Annotated in this window: 18 protein-coding genes; 9 read left to right on the forward strand and 9 right to left on the reverse strand. The window is 68.7% G+C overall.

Features of this window, described 5'->3' with window-relative positions; all coding sequences use genetic code 11:
• Positions 1–12 precede the first annotated feature (12 nt).
• Together H6927_13610 and H6927_13615 are read right to left on the reverse strand one after the other, a co-directional pair.
• On the reverse strand, positions 13–453 hold the full coding sequence (locus H6927_13610) for a CBS domain-containing protein (protein MCP5219133.1): 441 nt from the start codon (positions 451–453) through the stop codon (positions 13–15).
• Positions 454–534: 81 nt separating this feature from the next.
• Positions 535–2,835 carry a TonB-dependent hemoglobin/transferrin/lactoferrin family receptor gene (locus H6927_13615; GenBank protein MCP5219134.1) on the reverse strand — a complete coding sequence of 767 codons (2,301 nt, stop codon included), beginning with the start codon at positions 2,833–2,835 and terminating at the stop codon, positions 535–537.
• A 242-nt stretch (positions 2,836–3,077) separates the two neighbouring features.
• Here H6927_13615 and H6927_13620 point away from each other — a divergent pair, with 242 nt between their 5' ends.
• The 5 genes from H6927_13620 to H6927_13640 all read left to right on the forward strand — a co-directional run bounded on the left by H6927_13620 (position 3,078) and on the right by H6927_13640 (position 9,024).
• On the forward strand, positions 3,078–4,820 hold the full coding sequence (locus tag H6927_13620) for a c-type cytochrome (GenBank protein ID MCP5219135.1): 1,743 nt from the start codon (positions 3,078–3,080) through the stop codon (positions 4,818–4,820).
• A 134-nt stretch (positions 4,821–4,954) separates the two neighbouring features.
• Positions 4,955–6,250, forward strand: coding sequence for an NAD(P)/FAD-dependent oxidoreductase (locus H6927_13625; protein MCP5219136.1), 1,296 nt, complete (start codon positions 4,955–4,957; stop codon positions 6,248–6,250).
• 131 nt (positions 6,251–6,381) lie between these two features.
• Positions 6,382–6,594 carry a 30S ribosomal protein S21 gene (locus tag H6927_13630; protein MCP5219137.1) on the forward strand — a complete coding sequence of 71 codons (213 nt, stop codon included), beginning with the start codon at positions 6,382–6,384 and terminating at the stop codon, positions 6,592–6,594.
• 82 nt (positions 6,595–6,676) lie between these two features.
• On the forward strand, positions 6,677–7,123 hold the full coding sequence (locus H6927_13635; protein MCP5219138.1) for a GatB/YqeY domain-containing protein: 447 nt from the start codon (positions 6,677–6,679) through the stop codon (positions 7,121–7,123).
• A gap of 248 nt (positions 7,124–7,371) precedes the next feature.
• Complete coding sequence (locus tag H6927_13640) at positions 7,372–9,024, forward strand: hypothetical protein (protein MCP5219139.1); 1,653 nt, start codon at positions 7,372–7,374, stop codon at positions 9,022–9,024.
• A gap of 18 nt (positions 9,025–9,042) precedes the next feature.
• On the opposite strand, the gene pmbA is transcribed toward H6927_13640, so the two are convergent.
• Positions 9,043–10,410, reverse strand: coding sequence for a metalloprotease PmbA (gene pmbA, locus H6927_13645; GenBank protein ID MCP5219140.1), 1,368 nt, complete (start codon positions 10,408–10,410; stop codon positions 9,043–9,045).
• Between the two features lie 42 nt (positions 10,411–10,452).
• Between pmbA and H6927_13650 the strand changes: the two genes are divergently transcribed.
• Together H6927_13650 and mog are read left to right on the forward strand one after the other, a co-directional pair.
• The gene (locus tag H6927_13650; protein MCP5219141.1) at positions 10,453–11,085 is read left to right on the forward strand and encodes a DUF615 domain-containing protein; all 633 of its coding nucleotides are present in this window, start codon (positions 10,453–10,455) and stop codon (positions 11,083–11,085) included.
• Entirely contained in the window at positions 11,082–11,672 is a 591-nt protein-coding gene (gene mog, locus H6927_13655) for a molybdopterin adenylyltransferase (GenBank protein ID MCP5219142.1), read from the forward strand. Before H6927_13650 ends, mog begins: the two co-directional genes overlap by 4 nt.
• Before the next feature lie 3 nt (positions 11,673–11,675).
• On the opposite strand, the gene H6927_13660 is transcribed toward mog, so the two are convergent.
• Genes H6927_13660 through H6927_13670 form a run of 3 tightly spaced genes read right to left on the reverse strand, consistent with a single transcriptional unit; the run spans position 11,676 to position 13,924 of the window.
• Positions 11,676–12,251 (reverse strand): malonic semialdehyde reductase, encoded by a 576-nt coding sequence (locus tag H6927_13660; GenBank protein MCP5219143.1) that lies wholly within the window; start codon positions 12,249–12,251, stop codon positions 11,676–11,678.
• 9 nt (positions 12,252–12,260) lie between these two features.
• Positions 12,261–12,815: a flavin reductase gene (locus H6927_13665; protein ID MCP5219144.1), complete on the reverse strand. Its 555-nt coding sequence runs from the start codon at positions 12,813–12,815 to the stop codon at positions 12,261–12,263.
• A gap of 11 nt (positions 12,816–12,826) precedes the next feature.
• The gene (locus H6927_13670; protein MCP5219145.1) at positions 12,827–13,924 is read right to left on the reverse strand and encodes an LLM class flavin-dependent oxidoreductase; all 1,098 of its coding nucleotides are present in this window, start codon (positions 13,922–13,924) and stop codon (positions 12,827–12,829) included.
• Between the two features lie 111 nt (positions 13,925–14,035).
• Here H6927_13670 and H6927_13675 point away from each other — a divergent pair, with 111 nt between their 5' ends.
• Together H6927_13675 and H6927_13680 are read left to right on the forward strand one after the other, a co-directional pair.
• Positions 14,036–14,659, forward strand: coding sequence for a winged helix DNA-binding protein (locus H6927_13675; protein MCP5219146.1), 624 nt, complete (start codon positions 14,036–14,038; stop codon positions 14,657–14,659).
• A gap of 271 nt (positions 14,660–14,930) precedes the next feature.
• A complete protein-coding gene (locus H6927_13680) occupies positions 14,931–16,028 on the forward strand; it encodes an NAD(P)-dependent alcohol dehydrogenase (GenBank protein MCP5219147.1) in 1,098 nt (365 codons plus the stop codon).
• A gap of 136 nt (positions 16,029–16,164) precedes the next feature.
• Here the strand turns inward: H6927_13680 and pbpG are convergent, their stop codons facing one another.
• The 3 genes from pbpG to pssA all read right to left on the reverse strand — a co-directional run bounded on the left by pbpG (position 16,165) and on the right by pssA (position 20,075).
• Positions 16,165–17,253 carry a D-alanyl-D-alanine endopeptidase gene (gene pbpG / locus H6927_13685; protein MCP5219148.1) on the reverse strand — a complete coding sequence of 363 codons (1,089 nt, stop codon included), beginning with the start codon at positions 17,251–17,253 and terminating at the stop codon, positions 16,165–16,167.
• Positions 17,254–17,434: 181 nt separating this feature from the next.
• Entirely contained in the window at positions 17,435–18,973 is a 1,539-nt protein-coding gene (locus tag H6927_13690) for a 2-isopropylmalate synthase (protein MCP5219149.1), read from the reverse strand.
• Between the two features lie 220 nt (positions 18,974–19,193).
• Entirely contained in the window at positions 19,194–20,075 is an 882-nt protein-coding gene (gene pssA, locus H6927_13695) for a CDP-diacylglycerol--serine O-phosphatidyltransferase (protein ID MCP5219150.1), read from the reverse strand.
• Positions 20,076–20,090 lie beyond the last annotated feature (15 nt).

Genomic DNA, 20,090 nt, shown 5'->3' on the forward strand with positions numbered 1-20,090 from the left:
TCTGACGCCAGGTCAGCTCATGTTGCCGGCGATGTAGCTCTCCAACTGGGCGATGTGGAAGCGCTGCTCCTCGAGCTGGGCGTTGACCAGGTCGCCGATGGACACCAGGCCGACCACGCCGCCGGCGTCGACCACGGGCAGGTGGCGCACGCGCGCCTTGGTCATGATGCCCATGCATTCCTGCACCGTCTGGCGCGGGCCGACGGTGTACAGGCGCGAGGTCATCACGTCGGCCAGCAGGGTGTCGGCCGAGGATTGGCCCTTGAGCGCGATCTTGCGCGCGTAGTCGCGCTCGGTGAAGATGCCCAGCAGGGCCTCGCCCTGCATGATCAGCACGGCGCCGATCTCGCGCTCGGCCAGCAGCTTGAGCGCGTCCAGCACCGTGGCGGTGGGTGGCAGCGAGGCCAGTGGGGCCTGCTTCTTGGACTTCAGAACGTGGACGATGGGGGTCATGGCGGTCACCTCCGGGAAAAGACGCACTTCGCTCGCCATCGTGCCAGAAGCCGCGCCGCGATGCCAGTGTCTTTGGCGGGTTCAGAAATCCATCACCAGCGACACGTAGGCACTGCGCCCCGGCTGGGTGTAGGCGTCGCGGACCGGCGAGCTGCCGGCCACGCCGTAGACGCTGGGCCACAGCCAGTACTTGCGGTCGGTCAGGTTGCGCACGCCCACGTTCAGGCGCACGTCCTTGCGCGGGCGCCACTGCACGCCCACGTCCAGCGTGGTGGCCGCCGGCGTGGCGAACTGGGTGCCGGCGCGCGCCGCCATGATGGCCTCGCTGTCGATGTCCCTGGCCTTCTTGGCGGCGTGGTGGCGCAGGTCGGCCGAAAAGCCCCACTGGGCGGTGTCGTACCGCAGGCCCAGCGCCAGCAGCGCCGGGGCGATCGAGTTGATGGGCTTGCCGCTGTCGCTGTTGGTGCCACGCGCCATGCCGAAGGCAAAGGTGTTGAGCAGGCGCCCGCCGGCCACCCGGCCCCAGTCGTAGCGGCCCTTGACCTCGAAGCCGTGGATGCGCGCGCGCGGGATGTTGACGGACTGGAACTGCCGCTCGTTGCCGACTTCGCGCACGAACTCGGCGTCCACGATCAGGTTGGAATAGCGGTTGGTGAAGGCCGCCACGTCCAGGCTCAGGTTCTCCATCCGGCCGCGCACGCCCACCTCGAAGCCACGGCTCTTCTCGGGCTTGAGGTTGGGGTTGGGCTGGATCACCACGCGCGTGTTGGGCGGTGCCAGGTACTCGAACTGGTCGTTGAGCTGGCCGGCCTCGGGCGGACGAAAGCCCGCGGCGTACTGGCCGTACACGCTCCAGGCCGGCGTGGCGCGGTAGAGCACCCCCAGCTTGGGCGACGCCGCCGAGCCCGACAGCGACTTGCCCGGCACCTTGGACGGCGGGAAGTAGCCCTCCTGGCTGGTCACGTCGACGGCAAAGCGGTCCAGCCGCAGCCCGGGCGTGAGCGACCAGTCGCCGACCACCGATTCGTCCTGCAGGTACAGCGCCGCCGAGGTCTCGCGCGTGTCCGGAAAGCGCTTGAACGGAAACGTCTCGGGCGGCAGCGGCGCCACGCCGTCGTACAAATTGCGGATGTTGCTGCGCACGTAGTCGGCGCCATAGGTCAGGCGGTGCGTCCAGTCGCCGTGGCGCAGCAGCTTCTCGGCCCGTGCGCCCGCCTGCCAGGCGCGCTCGCCGTAGAAGTTGTCGCGCACGCGGTGCGTGCCGCTGAACAGGTCGCTCTCGCCCACGCGGCGCGAGTCGGTGCGCTGCACGCCGACGATGGTGCGCAGCTGGTCGGCCCAGGCCGTGCCCAGCTCGTAGCGCGCGTCCCAGCTCAGGCGATCGCGCGTGCCCTGGTAGCGGCTGTCCTCGTTCAGCACGTCGCCCGGCTTGGACGGCTGCACCGCGCGGCTGGACAGCAGGTCCACCGTCGAGTTGCGCTCGGTGCGCTCGAGCGTGAGGACGTGGCGCTGCGCGCTGTTCGGCTGCACCACCAGCTTGCCCAGCACGGCGGTGTCGCCGTCGTGCTGGGGGTTGGCCGTGGTGCGGTTGGCGTTGGGCTGGTCGTTGCGGCCCATGGTCTGCAACTCGTGCGAGGTGCGCCGGTTGGCGCTCAGCAGCCACTGCACGCTGTCGCTGGCCCGGCCGGCCACGGTGCCGGCCAGCGAGTAGCCGTTGTCGTCCTCGCTCCAGCCCGTCGCGACGCGCCCGCCCACCGCCTTGGTGGGCTTGCCGCTTTCGTCCAGCAGGAAATCCAGCGGGTCGTAGGTGACGAAGTTGACCACGCCGGCCATGCCGTCGGAGCCGTACAGGGCCGAGGCCGGGCCGCGGATCACCTCGATGCGCTTGAACTGCTCCAGCGACAGGTATTCGCGATCGAAGATGGCCGAGCGCGACACGTAGCTGCGCGGCAGGCGCACGCCGTCCACCGTCATCAGCACCCGGTTGCCGCCCAGGCCGCGGATGTTGATGCCGGTGTTGCCGTCGCGCGCGAAGGACGACGAGGCCGCGCCCACCGCCAGCCGCGCCGGCGCGTCGCGCACCGAGACGTTGGGCAAATCCTGCAGCGCCTCGCCCAGGGTGCGGCCCTGCTCGCCGCCCTTGGCGTCGGTGTCGATCACGTCGTGCGACAGCGGCAGCACGTCGCGCGTGGCGTAGTCGCCCTCGTCACGCACCTGCCTGACCACCACCTCGCCCAGGCTCGGCGCGGCGGCTGGGCGGTCGGTGCCTGGCACCTGGGCCGTGGCCATGGACGCGCAGGCCAGGGCCACGCAGGCGCCCAGAACGGGACGCGCCCAGATGGACGCCGGGAAATGATGGGGAAAGCGAGGGTCGCAACGCATGGATCGAAACAGCAAAAGGATGGGAATGCCCGCCGCGCTCTGTGGCTGGCTAGCCGATTATTCAGTCGAATGCGTCGGTAAAAACCCCAATCCGATGCCGCATTGCTTTACATCAACTTTGCCCCTGCCGAGCGTCCGAATAATGTGGAAAAGCCCGTCGCAACCCATCGCCACCGCCCTCGACGGGCAACCTTCCAACAGGGTTTGGACCATGGGCGGCGGCGACATCAAGGAGTTGATTCATGAGAACCCGCAAGCTGGCGAGCCTCGTGGCCCTGGCCGTGTCTTCCCTGGCGCTCGGCGCCATGGCCCAACAAGCGGGCGAGCCCGCCAAGCCCGACAGCCCCACCACCTCGACCAAGAGCCCGCAGGCTCAGTACGAGTCCGCGCCCTACGCGGCCGGGGCGGAGCTGCACCAGACCTCCAACCCCAAGGCGCCCAAGATGACGCAGGAGGAGTTCGACCGCGCGCGCCAGATCTACTTCGAGCGCTGCGCCGGCTGCCACGGCGTGCTGCGCAAGGGTGCCACCGGCAAGCCGCTGACGCCCGACATCACGGTCGAAAAGGGCACCGAATACCTCAAGGTCTTCATCGGCTACGGCTCGCCCGCCGGCATGCCCAACTGGCTGACCTCGGGCGAGTTCGACGAGAAAACGGTCGACCTGATGGCGCGCTACGTGCAGCAAGACCCTCCCACGCCGCCCGAGTTCTCGCTGGCGGACATGGAGAAGTCGCGCAAGGAGTACATCCCGGTCGCCAAGCGCCCGACCAAGAAGATGAACAACTACAACCTCAACAACCTCTTCTCCGTCACCCTGCGTGACGCGGGCGAGGTGGCGTTGATCGACGGCGACACCAAGAAGATCATCAACATCATCAAGACCGGCTACGCGGTGCACATCTCGCGCCTGTCGGCCTCGGGGCGCTACCTGTACGTGATCGGCCGCGACGCGCGCCTGAACCTGATCGACCTGTGGATGGAAAAGCCCGACAACGTGGCCGAGATGAAGGTCGGCCTGGAGGCGCGCTCGGTCGAGACCAGCAAGTTCAAGGGCTGGGAAGACAAGATCGCCATTGCCGGCACCTACTGGCCGCCCCAGTTCGTGCTGATGGACGGCGACACGCTCAAGCCGCGCAAGATCGTGGCGACCCGCGGCATGACGGTGGACAACGAGTACCACCCCGAGCCGCGCGTGGCCGCCATCGTGGCCAGCCACCAGAAGCCCGAGTTCCTGGTCAACGCCAAGGAGACGGGCAAGATCTGGATGGTGGACTACACCGACCTGACCAACCTGAAGCTCAAGCAGCTGGACGCCGCCAAGTTCCTGCACGACGGCGGTTTCGACAGCACGCGCCGCTACTTCCTCACCGCCGCCAACTCGTCCAACAAGATCGCGGTGGTGGACACCAAGGAAGACAAGATGGCCGCGCTGATCGAAGTCGGCAAGATCCCGCACCCGGGCCGCGGCGCCAACTTCATCCATCCCAAGTTCGGTCCGGTGTGGGCCACCTCGGGCCTGGGTGACGAGAGCATCGCCGTCATCGGCACCGACCCCAAGGGCCACAAGGCCAATGCCTGGAAGGTGGTCGAGTCGCTCAAGGGCCAGGGCGGCGGTTCGCTGTTCATCAAGACGCACCCCAAGTCCAGCAACCTGTGGGTGGACACCACGCTCAACCCCGACGCCAAGATCAGCCAGAGCGTGGCCGTGTTCGACATCAAGGACCTGTCCAAGCCGCCGCAGATCGTCGACGTGGCTGCCTGCGCGGGCCTGAAGGACGACGGCGCCAAGCGCGTGGTGCAGCCCGAGTACAACCAGAAGGGCGACGAGGTCTGGTTCTCGGTGTGGAGCGCCAAGGACAAGGAGTCCGCCATCGTGGTGGTCGACGACAAGACCCGCACCTGCAAGGCGACGATCAAGGACGCGAAGCTGGTCACCCCGACCGGCAAGTTCAACGTCTACAACACCCAGCACGACGTCTATTGACGCCAGGAGGCCAGGGCTGCGCCCCCGCGCAACCCTGGGCCCTTCTCCCAACGGCCGCCGGCTCACCCCGGCGGCCGTTTTTCATTGGCCGTCCGCATGCGATCATCGGCGCATGAAATCCCCCAGCGCAACGCATGCAGCGCCCTGACGCCGTGATCATCGGCGCCGGCGCCGCCGGGCTGTTTTGCGCCGCCCGCGCCGGCCAGCGCGGCCTGCGCGTGCTGCTGATCGACCACGCCGCGCGCGTGGCCGAGAAGGTGCGCATCTCGGGCGGCGGGCGCGCCAACTTCACCAACCGCGCGCTCGACCCGGCCGCGCCGCAGCGCCACTTCATCAGCCGCAACCCGCACTTCTGCCGCTCGGCGCTGGCGCGCTTCACGCCGCAGGACTTCATGGCGCTGCTGACGCGCCACGGCATCGGCTTTCACGAAAAGCACAAGGGCCAGATGTTCTGCGACCGCTCGGCGCAGGACCTGATCGAGCTGCTGCTGGCCGAATGCGAGGCGGCGCCCGCATTCGGCGGACAGGTGGAGCGCTGGCAGCCGTGCGCCGTCGAGCGGGTCGAATTTCAAGGAAAATCGGGCTCTGGCCCGCATGAATCATGCCCAATAAGCTACGTTATTCATAGTGATCGAGGCGTCATCGAGACGCCCGCCCTGGTCGTCGCCACCGGCGGCCTGTCGGTGCCCAGGATCGGCGCCACCGACTTCGGCCTGCGACTGGCGCGGCAGTTCGGGCTGAAGTGCGTCGACACTCGCCCCGGCCTGGTCGGCCTCGCCTTCGACGGCGGCGACTGGGCGGCGTTGGCCGGCCTGGCGCTGCCGGTGGAGATCGCCACCGGCGCCGGGCGCCAGCGCATGCGCTTTCACGAGGACCTGCTGTTCACCCACCGCGGCCTGTCGGGCCCGGCGGTGCTGCAGATCTCCAGCTACTGGCAGCCGGGCACGCCCATCGAGATCGACCTGGCGCCCGGCATCGACCTGTCCGCCGAGCTGCACGCGGCCAAGGCCCGGTCGCGCCGGCTGATCGCGCGCGAGCTCGCCACTTGGCTGCCCGCGCGCCTGGCCGAAGCCTGGGTGCTGCGCGACGCCGCCTGGCAGCGTCCCGTCAACGAAGCCTCGGACAAGGCGCTGGCGCAACTGGCCCAGTCGCTGCAGCACTGGTCCATCACGCCCAGCGGCACCGAGGGCTACCGCAAGGCCGAGGTCACCGTGGGCGGGGTGGACACGCGCGAGCTGTCCTCGCAGACCCTGGAGGCGCTGCGCCAGCCGGGCCTGTACTTCATCGGCGAGGTGGTGGACGTGACCGGCTGGCTGGGCGGCTACAACTTCCAGTGGGCCTGGGCCAGCGCGGCGGCCTGCGCCGACGCGCTGGCCGCCCGCCAACACCGGCCGGCAGAACCCCTGGCATCGCCTGAAAAAATCGAATAAAATGCTTGGCTTTGCTGGCAATGCCCTGCCGGCCAATACTAGTTACAGGCGGGGCGCATCGCGGCGCATGGCGCCAGGGCCCGATCTTCCCTGGAACCCTCTGGCCGCACATCGGAAAACACTGTCTTCGAATGACCACCATCCGCGTAAAAGAAAACGAGCCGTTTGACGTCGCCCTGCGCCGCTTCAAGCGCACCATCGAGAAGCTGGGCCTGCTGACCGACCTGCGCGCCCGCGAGTTCTACGAAAAGCCCACCGCCGAGCGCAAGCGCAAGAAGGCCGCCGCCGTCAAGCGCCACCACAAGCGCGTGCGCAGCATGCAGCTACCCAAGAAGCTGTACTGATTCGCCGGCGCTTTTGGCGCCATGCAAGGGCTCGCCGGGGACGCTTGGCGAGCCTTTGTCGTTTCTGCAAGGAGTTTTCACCATGAGCCTGAAAGACCAGATCACCGAAGACATGAAAACCGCCATGCGCGCCCGCGACAGCGAGCGCCTGGGCACCATCCGCCTGCTGCAGGCCGCGCTCAAGCAAAAAGAAGTGGACGAGCGCGTGGTGCTGGATGACACGGCCGTCATCGCCATCGTCGACAAGCTGATCAAGCAACGCAAGGACAGCGTGGCCGCCTTCACCCAGGCCGGCCGCCAGGACCTGGCCGACAAGGAAAGCGCCGAGATCACCGTGCTGCAGGCCTACCTGCCGGCGCGTCTGTCGGCGGACGAGATCACCCGCGAGGTCGCGGCCATCGTGGCCGAGCTGGGCGCCAGCGGCCCGGGCGACATGGGCAAGGTGATGGCCGCCGTCAAGGCCCGCCTGGCCGGCAAGGCCGACATGGGCGCGGTCAGCGGCGCGGTCAAGGCGGCCCTGGCCAGGTAAGCGCGCCCGCTTGCCCCTGCTTGCATCTGGTAGCAGCTCGGCCCGTATCTTTGCCGTGCCGGGCAAACCAAGAGCGCAGCTGGCACGTTAAGACAACACCAGCAAAGCCCGTGCTTTGCGTTGCCGACGTGCCACCATGATCCTGCATCGCTTCGCTTTCGGCCCGTGCTGGGGCCGCGCACTCACCGCCACGCTGCTGCTGGCCGCCAGCGCCCTGGCCTGGGCTCAGGCCGATCCCCCCCTCGCGCGTGGCCTACGTCAGCGCGCTGGAGGGCGCGGTGCGCATCGGCACCGACGCGCCCACCGACTGGGCCCCGGCCAGCCTCAACTGGCCCGTCACCACCGGCACGCAGCTGCAGCTCGACCCCGGTGCCCGCGCCGAGCTGGACGGCGGCTGGCTGGCATTGCGCCTGCAGGGCCCGGGTGCCCTGGGCACCAGCGCCCTCGACGACGCCCGCACCCAGTGGGCGCTGACGGCCGGCTCGGCTTCGCTGCGCGTACGCCAGCCGCCCGCCGGCGAACGGGTGGAGCTGGACACGCCGCAACTGGCCCTGGTCACCACCCAGGCCGGCGAGTACCGGCTGGACGTCGACGCCGCCACCGACATCACCCGCGTCACCGTGCGCAGCGGCGGCGCCACGCTGTACGGCCAGGCCGGCCAGTCCATGCCCGTGGCCGCAGGCCAGCAGATCGTGCTGGCCGGGCGCGACCTGACGGTGCTGAGCAGCGCCAGCGCGCCGCCGCGCGACGCCTTCGGCCAGTGGGTGGCCGCGCGCGAGCGGCAGCGTGCCCAGTCACCGGCCATGGCCTACGTGTCGCCCGACCTGCCGGGCTACGCCCAGCTCGACGCCTACGGGCAGTGGAGCGACGACGCCACCTACGGCCCGGTCTGGTACCCCGCCGTCACGGCGGCCGACTGGGCGCCCTACCGCGACGGACGCTGGGTCTGGGTCAACCCCTGGGGCTGGACCTGGGTGGACGACGCGCCCTGGGGCTTCGCGCCCTTCCACTACGGCCGCTGGACGCAGATCGGCCCGCGCTGGGCCTGGGTGCCCGGGCCGGTGGTGCGCCGTCCGGTGTACGCGCCGGCGCTGGTACAGTTCGTCGGCGCCGGCAGCGGCTGGAGCCTGAGTGCCGGCGGGCCGGGCATGGCCTGGTTTCCGCTGGCGCCGGGCGAGCGCTGGCACCCGCCCTACCACGCCAGCGAGCGCTACCGCGATCGCCTCAACGACTGGGGGCACGGGCGCGGGCCCGATCCGGCGCCAGGCGGCGGCTTCTTCTTTCAGCACCGCCCCGGCGCCATCAGCGTGGCGCCCCAGGGCGGCTTCGACCGCGACGACTGGCGCGGCGGCCGCCACCCACGCTACGGCGACGGCAGCCACCTGCCGCCGGGCTGGATGCAGGGCAGCCGCCCCGCGGCGCCGCCGGAGCGCCCGCCGCGCGTACCGGCCCACGCCGAGCGGCCGGCTCCATCACAGCCGCCGGTGCCTCAGGCAGGCTTCACGGCGCCTCGCCCGCCGGTGCACAACAACCTGGGCTCCTACGAGCCGTCGCCGGCTCAGGGCCCGCGCCCCGGGCACCGTCCCCCGGCCGCTGCCGATCGCCTGATCAACACCCCGTCGATCGACCAGCGGCGCCCGCCGCCACGCCAGCCCGAGTGGACGCCACCAGCCCCACAGGCACGGCCCGCGCCGCCCGCATGGCAACCGCCACGGCCGGCCCCGGTCGAGCGTCCGGTAGAGCATCATCGTCCCCCCGAATGGACCCCACCGCCGCGCCCTGCGCGTGAAGTCACCCGGCCCGAGCGCCCCACGCCCCCGGTCGAGCGTGGCCGCGAGCACGAGCGCCACCCCGCGCCGCCGCAGGACCCACGCTCCAGACTCAGCAACAGCGATCGCTGACGGCCCCTCGGGTGGGCGTCAGCTGCCGGCCAGCTTCATGCGTCCGATCAGCACCGAGCCCACGGTCTTGGCGCCCAAGGTGTAGGCGTCGGCGCCCACGGCCTGGATGTCCTGGAACATGTCGCGCAGGTTGCCGGCGATGGTGATCTCGTGCACCGGATAGGCGATTCGCCCGCGCTCCACCCAGAAGCCGCTGGCCCCGCGCGAATAGTCGCCGGTGACGTAGTTCACGCCCTGCCCCATCAGCTCGGTGACGAACAGGCCCGTGCCCAGCTGGCGCAGCATGGCGTCCAGGTCGTCGCCCGCGCGCGTGCGGCGCGAGCGCAGCGTCAGGTTGTGCGAGCCGCCGGCGTTGCCTGTGGTCTTCATGCCCAGCTTGCGCGCCGAGTAGGTGCCCAGAAAATAGCCCTGCACGCGTCCGCCGTCGACCACCTGGCGCGCCTGCACGCGCACGCCCTCGTCGTCGAACGGCGACGAGCCCTTGCCGCTGCGCACGAAAGGGTCCTCGACGACGTCGATGTGCTCGGGAAACACCGGCTGGCCCAGCGAATCGAGCAGGAAACTGGTGCGCCGGTACAGGGCGCCGCCGCTGATGGCCTGCACGAAATGGCCCAGCAGGCCGGCGGCCAGCGGCGACTCGAACAGCACCGGGCATTCGCGCGTGGACAGGCGCCGGCTCTTGAGCCGGCTGAGCGCGCGCTCGGCGGCGTAGCGGCCCACGGCCTCGGGGGCGGCCAACGCGCGCGCGTCGCGCATCGAGCTGTACCAGTAGTCGCGCTGCATGTCACCGCCCTTGCCGGCGATGGGCGCCACCGACAGGCTGTGGCGCGAGCTGGCGTAGCCGCCGCGAAAGCCGTGCGTGTGCGCGGCGAAGAAGTGGCTTTGCGCGGCGGACACGCCCGCGCCTTCGCTGTTGGTGATACGGCGGTCCACCGCAAAGGCCGCGCGCTCGCAGGCCAGGGCCATGGCGGCCGCCTGCTCGCTGCCGACGGCCCAGGGATGGAACAGGTCGAGCTCGCGCTGCTCGGTGGCGATGTCGCCCGCGTCGGGCAGGCCGGCGGCCGGGTCCTCGGCGGTGAAGCGGGCGATGTCGTAGGCCGCCTGCACCGTGCTTTCCAGCGCGGCACGCGAAAAGTCGGAGGTGCTGGCGTTGCCGCGGCGCTGGCCCAGGTAGACCGTCACGCCCAGCGACTTGTCGCGGCTTTGCTCCACCGTCTCCAGCTCGCCGCGCCGCACGCTCACCGACAGGCCCAGCCCCTCGGAGGCTTCTGCGCCGGCATCGGTGGCGCCCAGCTTCTTGGCATGGGCGATGGCGGCGTCCACCAGCGCTTCGAAATGGGCCCGCGAATAAGAAAAGCCCGCCAGGGGCTTGGAAGATTCGTCCATAGTGCTGGCTATCATACTGGGCTGTTTTTGATTCACTCACGCATGTCCCGCAAACCCCAAAAAGGCTACTTCGTGCGCGGCCAGTTCGTCGCCGAAGGCAGCGAACTCGACGAGCAACTGCAGCGCGAACAGCGCGGCGATACGCCCAGCAAGACCGAGCTGAAGGCGCAAAGCGCCGAGCTACAGGCGCTGGGCGAGCAACTGCTGGAGCTGCGCGCCGACCTGCGCGATCCGCTGGATTTGCCCGCGCGCCTGATCGAGGGCCTGGGCGAGCTGGCGCGCATCAAGGACTTCGAAGGCCGGCGCCGCCAGGCCCAGTTCGTCGGCAAGCTGATGCGCCAACTGGACGAGGCGCAGGTGGCGGCCATTCGCCAGGCGCTGGACACCCAGCGCCGCGGCTCGGCCGCCGACACGCTGCGCCTGCACACTGCCGAGCGCTGGCGCGATCGCCTGCTGGAGGGCGACACGGCGCTGACCGACTGGGCCCAGCAGTTTGCCGCTACCGACCTGCAGCAACTGCGCACCCTGGTGCGCCAGGCGCGCAAGGACGCTGCCACCCCCGCACCCGCCGGCCAGGCCCCAAGGCAAGGCCGCGCCTACCGCGAGCTTTTTCAATGGATTCGCGCCACGCTCGAGCAGGCGGACGACGAACAGACGCCCACGGCAAACGAATGACCGCCCTCGCCCCCATCACCATCGGCATCGTCTCCATCAGCGACCGCGCCTCCAGCGGCGTGTACGAGGACAAGGGCCTGCCCGCGCTGCAGGACTGGCTGACCCGCGCGCTGCAAAACCCGACCCGCTTCGAGCCGCGCCTGATCCCCGACGAGCAGGCGACCATCAGCCGCACCCTGATCGAGCTGGTGGACGCCGGCTGCGCGCTGGTGCTGACCACCGGCGGCACCGGCCCCGCGCCGCGCGACGTGACGCCCGAGGCCACGCTGGCCGTTGCGGATAAAGAAATGCCCGGCTTTGGCGAGCAGATGCGCCAGATCAGCCTGGCCTTCGTACCCACGGCCATCCTGAGCCGCCAGGTGGCGGTGATCCGCAAGCAAAGCCTGATCATCAACCTGCCCGGCCAGCCCAAGGCCATTGCCGAGACGCTGGAGGGCCTGAAGGACGCCAGCGGCCAGCCCAAGGTGCACGGCATCTTCGCCGCCGTGCCCTACTGCATCGACCTGATTGGCGGGCCGTATCTGCAAACGCACGAGACCGTGTGCAAGGCGTTCCGGCCCAAGAGCGCTCAGCGGCCTCAGTCCTGACGTTCAAACCACCCGGCAGGCCTCGTCGAACGCCAGCCGAGGCAGGCGCTTTTGCGTGGCCGAGGGGTCGGCATGGCCCAGGTTGCAGACGAAGTTGGTCGTGACCTGGGTGCCGGCCCAGAATTCCGCGTCCAGCCGGGTGCGGTCGAAGCCGCTCATCGGGCCGCAGTCCAGGCCCAGCGCGCGGGCGGCCAATATCAGGTACGCCCCCTGCAAGGACGAATTGCGCAGCGCGGTCTCGCGGATCAGCGCGTCGTTGCCCGTGAACCAGGCGCGGGCATCGGCGTGGGGAAACAGCTCGGGCAGCCGCTCGTGAAAAGCCAGGTCCATGCCCACCAGCACCGTTACCGGGGCTTGCCGGGTTTTTTCCTGGTTGCCCTTGGACATGCAGGGCAGCAGCCGCGCCTTGGCCTCGGGGCTTTGCACGAACAGCAGGCGCGCCGGGCAGCAGTTGCCCGACGTGGGCCCCCATTTCATCAGCTCGTAAAGCCGCTGCACCAGGTCCGGCGGCAGCGGCCGGTCGACAAAGGCATTGGCCGTTCGGGCCTCGGTGAACAATTGCTCGGTCATGGACGGCATGGTGTTGGGTCAAGTTGCCGTGGCCTGCCCGTCATCCAGGTGCCAGCCCCGATAGGCGCCGTCCCAGTACAGCAGCGGCGCGCGGCCCGGATGAAGATGCGCCATCGAGCGCACGGCGGCCAGCACCAGCAGGTGCCCGTGGCGCGCCGTGATTTCCTCGACCGCGCAGCCGAAGCCGGCCACGGCGCCGGCCAGCACCTGGGCGCCCGGCGCCATCCATTCCCACGGCGCCCCCTCGTAGCGCGCCGCGCCGCGAATGCCGGAAAAACCGGCAAAGCGCCGCGCCACGGCCTCCTGCCCGGGCGCCAGCAGGCTGATGCCCAAAGAGCCGCCCACGCGCAGGGCCCGCGCCGTGGAGCTGCTTTCGGCCAGGCTCAGCATCAGCACCGGCGGCGCCACGCTGAAGGAGCTGACCGAGCTGGCCACGCAGCCAGTCGGACCATCGGGGCCTTCGGCCGTCAGCACGCAGACCGAACCGGCAAACGCGCGCATGGCGGTGCGAAAGCTTTCGGCGCTGGCCATGGGCGGGCTGTTGTCCACAAGGTGAATGGCGCGTTGCAGCATGGCGAACGCTCTCAGCGGATGCCGCGGGCCGACAAGATCGGCAGCACGGTGTCGCGGAAGTACGGAAACTCCTTGACGTAGTCGAGGAACGACAGCGTGGTGCCGCGAAAGCCCGCCTCGTGCAGCTGCGTGATGCCGTCGGCCACCTGCTCGGGCGTGCCCACCAGCGGAAAGCCGCCGTGGCCCGTGGCCATGCGCTCGCGGATGAGCGCCAGCAAGTCGTGCGGAAAACTCTGCGCGTGGGCAAACTGCAGCCGCACCAGGTTGTCCACCGCGCCCCAGTCGGCGTTGTCGAGCTGGCGCTTGAGTTCGGCCTTGGCCTCGGCCTCGGTCGGGCGGCACACCACGTGCGAGAAGGTCAGCACGCCGACCTTGCGGCCCTTGCTGCTGGCCTGCTCCTTGAGCTGGACGATTTCGTCCTTGGAGCGTGCCAGGTCGATGGCGGGCGTGAACAGGAAGTTGACGTTGCTGGTGGCGAAGTCCCGCCCCTGGCCCGAGCCGGCGGCGTTGACGATGGGCGGCGCCACCACCGGGTGCGGCCAGCCGTAGCTGCCCTTGGTCTGCCAGTACTTGCCGCTCCAGTCGAAGGGCTTCTCGGCGCTCCAGAGCTTGCGCACGAAGTCGAACCACTCCTGCGCGTAGCCGTAGCGGGTCTCGTGGTCGTCGGGCAGGGTCAGGCCCAGCGCCTCGTACTCGGGCTTGTTCCAGCCGGCAACGATGTTCAGGCCGATGCGCCCGCCGCTGGCCTGCGACAGCGTGGCAATCTGCTTGGCCAGCACCAGCGGGTGGTTGGCCACGGTGTGCATGGTGGCGAAGGCCGTGATGCGCTTGGTGTGCGCCAGGATGGTGGCGGCCCAGGTCATGGTCTCCAGCACCGTGCCGTGAAAGTCGGTCTCGCCGCCGTAGCCGATCCAGCGGGCGATCGGCAGCATGAAGTCGATGCCGGCGTCGTCCAGCAGCTTGGCCAGCTTGATGTTGTTTTCCATCGTGGCCTGCCAGCGGTCCGGCAGCTTGGACACCGTCATCCCGCCCGAGCAGTTGGACGAGAACGTGGCCAGCAGGAACTTGTCATGAGTCAAGAACGGATGCTGCGATGCGGGTTGTGACATGGGATGGTCTCCTGATTGAAAAGCGGCGCTCTGTCCGCGGGGGGTGAATGAAATGACGGCTTGTTATGCTCGGTGCCACGCGCGTGGCTTGATTTGCGGCGCGCACTTGCCATGACCACGCCGACCACCGAACCCGAGCAGCCCACCCGCACCGACGAAGACCATTTCTGGCATCTGGCGCGCAGCCGCACCGGCGTGGCAATGACGGACTTCGAGTTCGCGCTGATGCGCACGGCCGAATCGTTTGCCCGCTGGCAAAGCGAGTGCCTGGCCGCGGTGACGGGCGCGCAGCTGTCGGGCGCCGAAAACGCCATGCTGCACGTGATCTGCATGCACGCCCAGCCCAAGACGGTGCGCGAGTTGATGCACATGATCAACCGCAGCGACCTGCCCAACGTGCAGTACGGGCTGCGCAAGCTGATGCAGCTCGGGTTCGTGACCAAGAGCGGCAGCGCGCGCAAAGGGGTTTTCTATGCCGGCACGCCCCAGGGCATCGAAGTGTGCGAGGCCTATGCGCGCCTGCGGGAAAAAGTGCTGCTGCGCGGCGCCGAGGCGATGCCGCAATTCCTCGCCCAAACCCGGCAGATGCACGGCCAGCTCGAGGAACTGGAGCGCCTGTACGAGTCGGTCAGCCGCGAGGTGGCGACCTACCACCGCAGAAGCTTGACCGCGACACCCAAAAAAGAGGCTCAGAGGCATGGGCAAGGAAAGATTTCAAATAAAAAATCAATTTGAAATTCGATTATTGCCTTGGCGAAATTGACCGCCATCAGGTCAAACCCCTATAGGTTTGAATTTTTTACATCTAAATAACTTTGGCCATCGATCGCCGGCCTGCCGCCAGCGGCCATGCCTCGGCCCGCGTGCATGAAAACCCGGGCGGCACATTGATTTCGATGGGGGCGCGGCGCTTCGACCGCATTCCTGTGCAGGCCGCTCGGACATGGTCCCACCGTGGCCCCCTAAGGCGTATGGTGGAGCTTTGCCGTGAAAGGAAAGCTCCCCCATGACCGCCATGATGAAAGCCGCCGTTTTCGTCGACAAGGGCCGCATCGAGCTGGCCGACAAGCCGATTCCCGACGTGGGCCCCAACGATGCGCTGGTGCGCATCACCACCACCACCATCTGCGGCACGGACGTGCACATCCTCAAGGGCGAGTACCCCGTGGCCAAGGGCCTGACGGTGGGCCACGAGCCCGTGGGCGTGATCGAGAAGCTGGGTAGCGCCGTGCAGGGCTACCAGGAAGGCCAGCGCGTCATCGCCGGCGCCATCTGCCCCAACTTCAACAGCTATGCCGCGCAGGACGGCGCGCCCTCGCAGGACGGCAGCTACCTGGTGCCGCGCGGCCTGTGCGGCTGCCACGGCTACAAGGCCACGGCGGGCTGGCGCTTCGGCAACCTGATCGACGGCACGCAGGCCGAATACGTGCTGGTGCCGGACGCGCAGGCCAACCTGGCGCCGGTTCCCGACGGATTGAGCGACGAGCAGGTGCTGATGTGCCCGGACATCATGTCCACCGGCTTCAAGGGCGCGGAGAACGCCAACATCAAGATTGGCGACACCGTGGTGGTGTTCGCGCAGGGGCCCATCGGCCTGTGCGCCACGGCCGGCGCGCGCCTGCTGGGGGCCACCACCATCATCGCCGTGGACGGCAACGATCACCGCCTGGGCATTGCCAGGAAGCTGGGCGCCGACGTGACGCTGAACTTCCGCAACGTGGACGTGGTGCAGGAGGTGATGAAGCTCACCGGCGGCAAGGGCGCGGACAGCTCCATCGAGGCGCTGGGCACCCAGGCCACGTTCGCGCAGGCCATGAAGGTGCTGCGGCCCGGCGGCACGCTGTCCAGCCTGGGGGTGTATTCGGAGGACCTGTCCATCCCCATCGCGCAGTTCGCCGCCGGCCTGGGCGACCACACCATCCGCACCGCGCTGTGCCCCGGCGGCAAGGAGCGCATGCGCCGCCTGATGAACGTCATCGCCTCGAACCGTCTGGACTTGGGCGCGCTGGTCACGCACCAGCGCCGGCTGGACGACATCGTGCAGGCCTACGACCTGTTCTCGCACCAGCGCGACGGGGTGCTGAAAATCGCCATCAAGCCGTGAGGCGCCCTACTTGCCCACCCGTTGATTGAGCTTGTCGGCCGCGAAGTGCCCGGCCTTGGCCGCGTTCTCGGGCACGCAATCAGATCGGCATCCAGCCCGCGCCGATCAAGCCCAATCAGCTATTGAATCGATAGTTTCAGCCGGCAAAACCGTGGCTCGCCACTGTGCTCGAATGCGGCAGCATCTCGACCCAGCGGCGCACGCGCTCGGCGTCGGCGAAGCGGGTGTACTTGCCGGCCGAGTCCAGGAACACCATGATCAGCTTGCGCCCCGCGATGCGCGTCTGCATGACCAGGCAGCGGCCCGCCTCGTTGATGAAGCCGGTCTTCTGCAGGCCGATGTCCCACTCGGGGCTCTTGACCAGGCCGTTGGTGTTGTTGAACTGCAGCAGGCGGTGGCCGACCGCCACCTCGTGGCTGGGCGAAGTGGTCAGCTCGCGCAGCTGCGGGTTCTGGTAGGCCGCGTTCACCAGCACCGCCAAGTCCCGCGCGCTGGACTGGTTGGCACTGGACAGGCCCGTCGGCTCGACGTAGCGCGTGTCCGTCATGCCCAACTGCTGGGCGCGCGCGTTCATCAGCGACACGAAGTGGTTCAGCCCGCCCGGAAAGGTGCGCCCCAGCGCGTGGGCGGCGCGGTTCTCGCTGGACATCAGCGCCAGGTGCAGCAGCTCGCCGCGCGACAGCTCGGTGCCTACGGTCAGGCGCGAGCGGCTGTTCTTCTCGGTGTCGACGTCCTCGTCCGTGATGGTGATGACCTGGTCCATCGGCAGGCGGGCCTCCGAAACGACCATGCCGGTCATCAGCTTGGTCAGCGAGGCGATGGGCAGCACCGCGTGCTCGTTCTTGCCCAGCAGCACCTGGTGCGTGTCCTGGTCCACCACCAGGGCCACGCTGGACTTCAGGCCCAGCGGGCCGGTGACCTCGTGCAGGCCCGCCATCTGGCCGAAGGACAGGCGCGCCGGCGGCTCCTCGCGCACGACCGCGGGGCGCAGCGACAGGCGATGGGTCTTGGAGGCCACGCGGGCCTTGCCATGGCGCCGCCCGTCCAGCTTGGCCGAGACACGCGGGCTGCGGCTGCTGCTGGCCTTGGATTCGCTCTTGCGTGGGGCGGTCGCCTTGGCCGAATGGGCCTTGGCCGCGGTGCGATGGCTGGTGGCGGTGGAGGTGTGCTTCTTGCCGGCCGCCTGGGCGGGCGAAAACGGCAGCAGCGCCAGCAAGGCCAGCATCACCGCACCGGTCCATCCGCGCAGGCCTGCCGCCCACCTGCCTGTTGCCACCCATTCACGCATCATAGAACCCCGAGCCAGAACAAAAGCCGGGCGCCAGTGTACAAAAACAAAAAAAGATGCGCAACAACAATCAGTTGCGCATCTTTATTGAAGCAGCCATTGAAGGATCGGGACTACCCTAGCCTTGCGCCGCAATCCGATCCGATTTGCTATGTAACTTGTTGAGTGCACTCAGATATGCCTTCGCCGACGCGACGATGATGTCGGGGTCGGCCCCCACGCCGTTGACCACGCGTCCGGCGTTCTGCAGCCGCACGGTGACCTCGCCCTGTGCGTCGGTCGAGCCGCTGATGGCGTTGACCGAATACAGCACCATCTCGGCGCCGCTCTTGACATGCGCCTCGATCGCTTTCAGCGACGCGTCCACCGGGCCGTTGCCGTCGGCGTGGCTGCGCACCTCCTTGCCGGCGGCGGTGAAGACGATCTCGGCATGCGGCTGCTCGCCGGTTTCGCTGCGCTGCGCCAGCGAGATGAAGCCGTAGTGCTCCTTCTCGGCCGTCACGCTCTCGTCGCTCACCAGCGCCAGGATGTCCTCGTCGAAGATCTCGCTCTTGCGGTCGGCCAGCTCCTTGAACTTGGCAAACGCGGCCATCACCTCGCCCTCGGACTCCAGCTCCACGCCCAGCTCCTGCAGGCGCTGCTTGAAGGCGTTGCGGCCGCTGAGCTTGCCCAGCACGATCTTGTTGGTGCTCCAGCCCACGTCCTCCGCGCGCATGATCTCGTAGGTGTCGCGCGCCTTGAGCACGCCGTCCTGGTGGATGCCGCTGGCATGCGCGAAGGCGTTGGCGCCGACGACGGCCTTGTTGGGCTGCACCACGAAGCCCGTGGTGGAGCTCACCATTTTGCTGGCGGCCAGGATCTGCGTGGTGTCGATGCCGACCTGCAGGTCGAAGTAGTCTTTGCGGGTCTTGACGGCCATCACCACCTCCTCGAGCGAGCAGTTACCCGCGCGCTCGCCCAGGCCGTTGATGGTGCATTCAATCTGGCGCGCGCCGCCGATCTTGACACCCGCCAGGCTGTTGGCCACCGCCATGCCCAGGTCGTTGTGGCAGTGCACGGACCAGATGGCCTGGTCGCTGTTGGGCACCTTCTCGCGCAGCGTCTTGAGGAAGTTGCCGTACAGCTCGGGAATGGCGTAGCCCACGGTGTCGGGAATGTTGATGGTGGTGGCGCCCTCGCGGATCGCCGCCTCGCACACGCGGGCCAGAAAGTCCATGTCGCTGCGGTAGCCGTCCTCGGCGCTGAACTCGATGTTGTCGCGCTGGTTGCGCGCAAAGCGCACCGCCAGCCTGGCCTGCTCGAACACCTCCTCGGGCGTCATGCGCAGCTTCTTCTCCATGTGCAGCGGGCTGGTGGCGATGAAGAGATGGATGCGCGCGTTGTCGCTGCCCTTCAGCGCCTCGGCGGCGCGCGCGATGTCGCGGTCGTTGGCGCGCGCCAGCGAGCACACGGTGGAGTCCTTGACGACACGCGCGATCGCCTGCACGCATTCGAAATCGCCGTTGCTGCTGGCGGCGAAGCCGGCCTCGATCACGTCCACCTTCAGGCGCTCGAGCTGGCGCGCGATGCGCAGCTTCTCGTCCTTGGTCATGGACGCGCCGGGCGACTGCTCGCCGTCGCGCAAGGTGGTGTCGAAGATGATGAGTTGGTCGGTCATGAAGCGGTCTCCGGGTCAGGGGTCAGGGTGAGGGCACCCGCGAGCAAAATGTCTGCGCCAAACAAAAAGGCCCGCTGCGGGTGCAAACGGGCCTTTGCTGGAAAAATCGCGCGCGCTATCGCACCTGCCCGTTTGGCACGGCCAGTAGTCGTAGGGCGAGCGAATGGTTCATGGGCACAAAATATAGCACAGCCGGCGCCATGCCTGCATCGAGCGCGCGTCAGTCGCCGTGCAGGCCGCGCTCGTCGGGTTCGTCGGTCGAGGTGCTGACGATGCTGACCGGCTCGCCCTTGGCCTTGCGCCAGGCGTAGATGACGTAGCCCGACAGCGCGTAGCCCACGAACAACAGAAACAGGATGGTGGCCGGCTCGATGCTGATGACCGCGATCAGCAGCGCCGCCAGCACCAGCACCACGAAGGGCACGCTGCGCGGGCTGCGCATGTCCTTGAAGCTGTAGTACGGCGTGTTGGTGACCATGGTCAGGCCGGCGAACAGCGTGATGGCGAACATCAGCCAGGCGAAGTCGCCGCGCGCCACGCGCCGCCCGCCCAGCATCGAGAGCAACTCGCGGAACAGCGGCACGTCGCGCTGCGCCTCCAGCATGGCGCTGGTCAGCCAGATGAAGCCCGCCACCAGCGCCGCCGCCGCCGGCGAGGGCAGCCCCTGGAAGTAGCGCTTGTCCACCACCGCCGTGTTGACGTTGAAGCGCGCCAGGCGCAGCGCCGCGCAGGCGCAGTAGACGAAGGCGGCGAACCAGCCGGCCTTGCCCAGCGGCTGCAGCGCCCACACGTAGGCCACCAGCGCCGGCGCGGCGCCGAAGCTGACCATATCCGACAGCGAGTCCATCTGCTCGCCGAACGCGCTTTGCGTGCGCGTCATGCGCGCCACGCGCCCATCCAGGCTGTCGAGCACCATGGCCGCGAAAATGCCCGCGGTGGCCAGGCCGAAGTGGCCGTTCATGGCCATCACGATGGCGTAGAAGCCGCCGAACAGCGCCGCCAGCGTGATCATGTTGGGCAGCACGTAGATGCCCTTGCGGCGCGGGCGCGGCGGCGCCGCGTCCGGCAGCGTCGGTGGGGGCGAAAAATCGGGGTCGGGCATCGGTTGGGGCTCCGG

The organism is Burkholderiaceae bacterium, from assembly GCA_024235995.1.
Classification (GTDB): Bacteria; Pseudomonadota; Gammaproteobacteria; order Burkholderiales; family Burkholderiaceae_C; genus Ottowia.

Coding starts and splice junctions, on each gene's coding strand:
- H6927_13610 (MCP5219133.1), bottom strand. CDS start 453: ATGACCCCCATCGTCCACGTTCTGAAGTCCAAGAAGCAGGCCCCACTG.
- H6927_13615 (MCP5219134.1), bottom strand. CDS start 2,835: ATGCGTTGCGACCCTCGCTTTCCCCATCATTTCCCGGCGTCCATCTGG.
- H6927_13620 (MCP5219135.1), top strand. CDS start 3,078: ATGAGAACCCGCAAGCTGGCGAGCCTCGTGGCCCTGGCCGTGTCTTCC.
- H6927_13625 (MCP5219136.1), top strand. CDS start 4,955: ATGCAGCGCCCTGACGCCGTGATCATCGGCGCCGGCGCCGCCGGGCTG.
- H6927_13630 (MCP5219137.1), top strand. CDS start 6,382: ATGACCACCATCCGCGTAAAAGAAAACGAGCCGTTTGACGTCGCCCTG.
- H6927_13635 (MCP5219138.1), top strand. CDS start 6,677: ATGAGCCTGAAAGACCAGATCACCGAAGACATGAAAACCGCCATGCGC.
- pmbA (MCP5219140.1), bottom strand. CDS start 10,410: ATGGACGAATCTTCCAAGCCCCTGGCGGGCTTTTCTTATTCGCGGGCC.
- H6927_13650 (MCP5219141.1), top strand. CDS start 10,453: ATGTCCCGCAAACCCCAAAAAGGCTACTTCGTGCGCGGCCAGTTCGTC.
- mog (MCP5219142.1), top strand. CDS start 11,082: ATGACCGCCCTCGCCCCCATCACCATCGGCATCGTCTCCATCAGCGAC.
- H6927_13660 (MCP5219143.1), bottom strand. CDS start 12,251: ATGCCGTCCATGACCGAGCAATTGTTCACCGAGGCCCGAACGGCCAAT.
- H6927_13665 (MCP5219144.1), bottom strand. CDS start 12,815: ATGCTGCAACGCGCCATTCACCTTGTGGACAACAGCCCGCCCATGGCC.
- H6927_13670 (MCP5219145.1), bottom strand. CDS start 13,924: ATGTCACAACCCGCATCGCAGCATCCGTTCTTGACTCATGACAAGTTC.
- H6927_13675 (MCP5219146.1), top strand. CDS start 14,036: ATGACCACGCCGACCACCGAACCCGAGCAGCCCACCCGCACCGACGAA.
- H6927_13680 (MCP5219147.1), top strand. CDS start 14,931: ATGACCGCCATGATGAAAGCCGCCGTTTTCGTCGACAAGGGCCGCATC.
- pbpG (MCP5219148.1), bottom strand. CDS start 17,253: ATGCTGGCCTTGCTGGCGCTGCTGCCGTTTTCGCCCGCCCAGGCGGCC.
- H6927_13690 (MCP5219149.1), bottom strand. CDS start 18,973: ATGACCGACCAACTCATCATCTTCGACACCACCTTGCGCGACGGCGAG.
- pssA (MCP5219150.1), bottom strand. CDS start 20,075: ATGCCCGACCCCGATTTTTCGCCCCCACCGACGCTGCCGGACGCGGCG.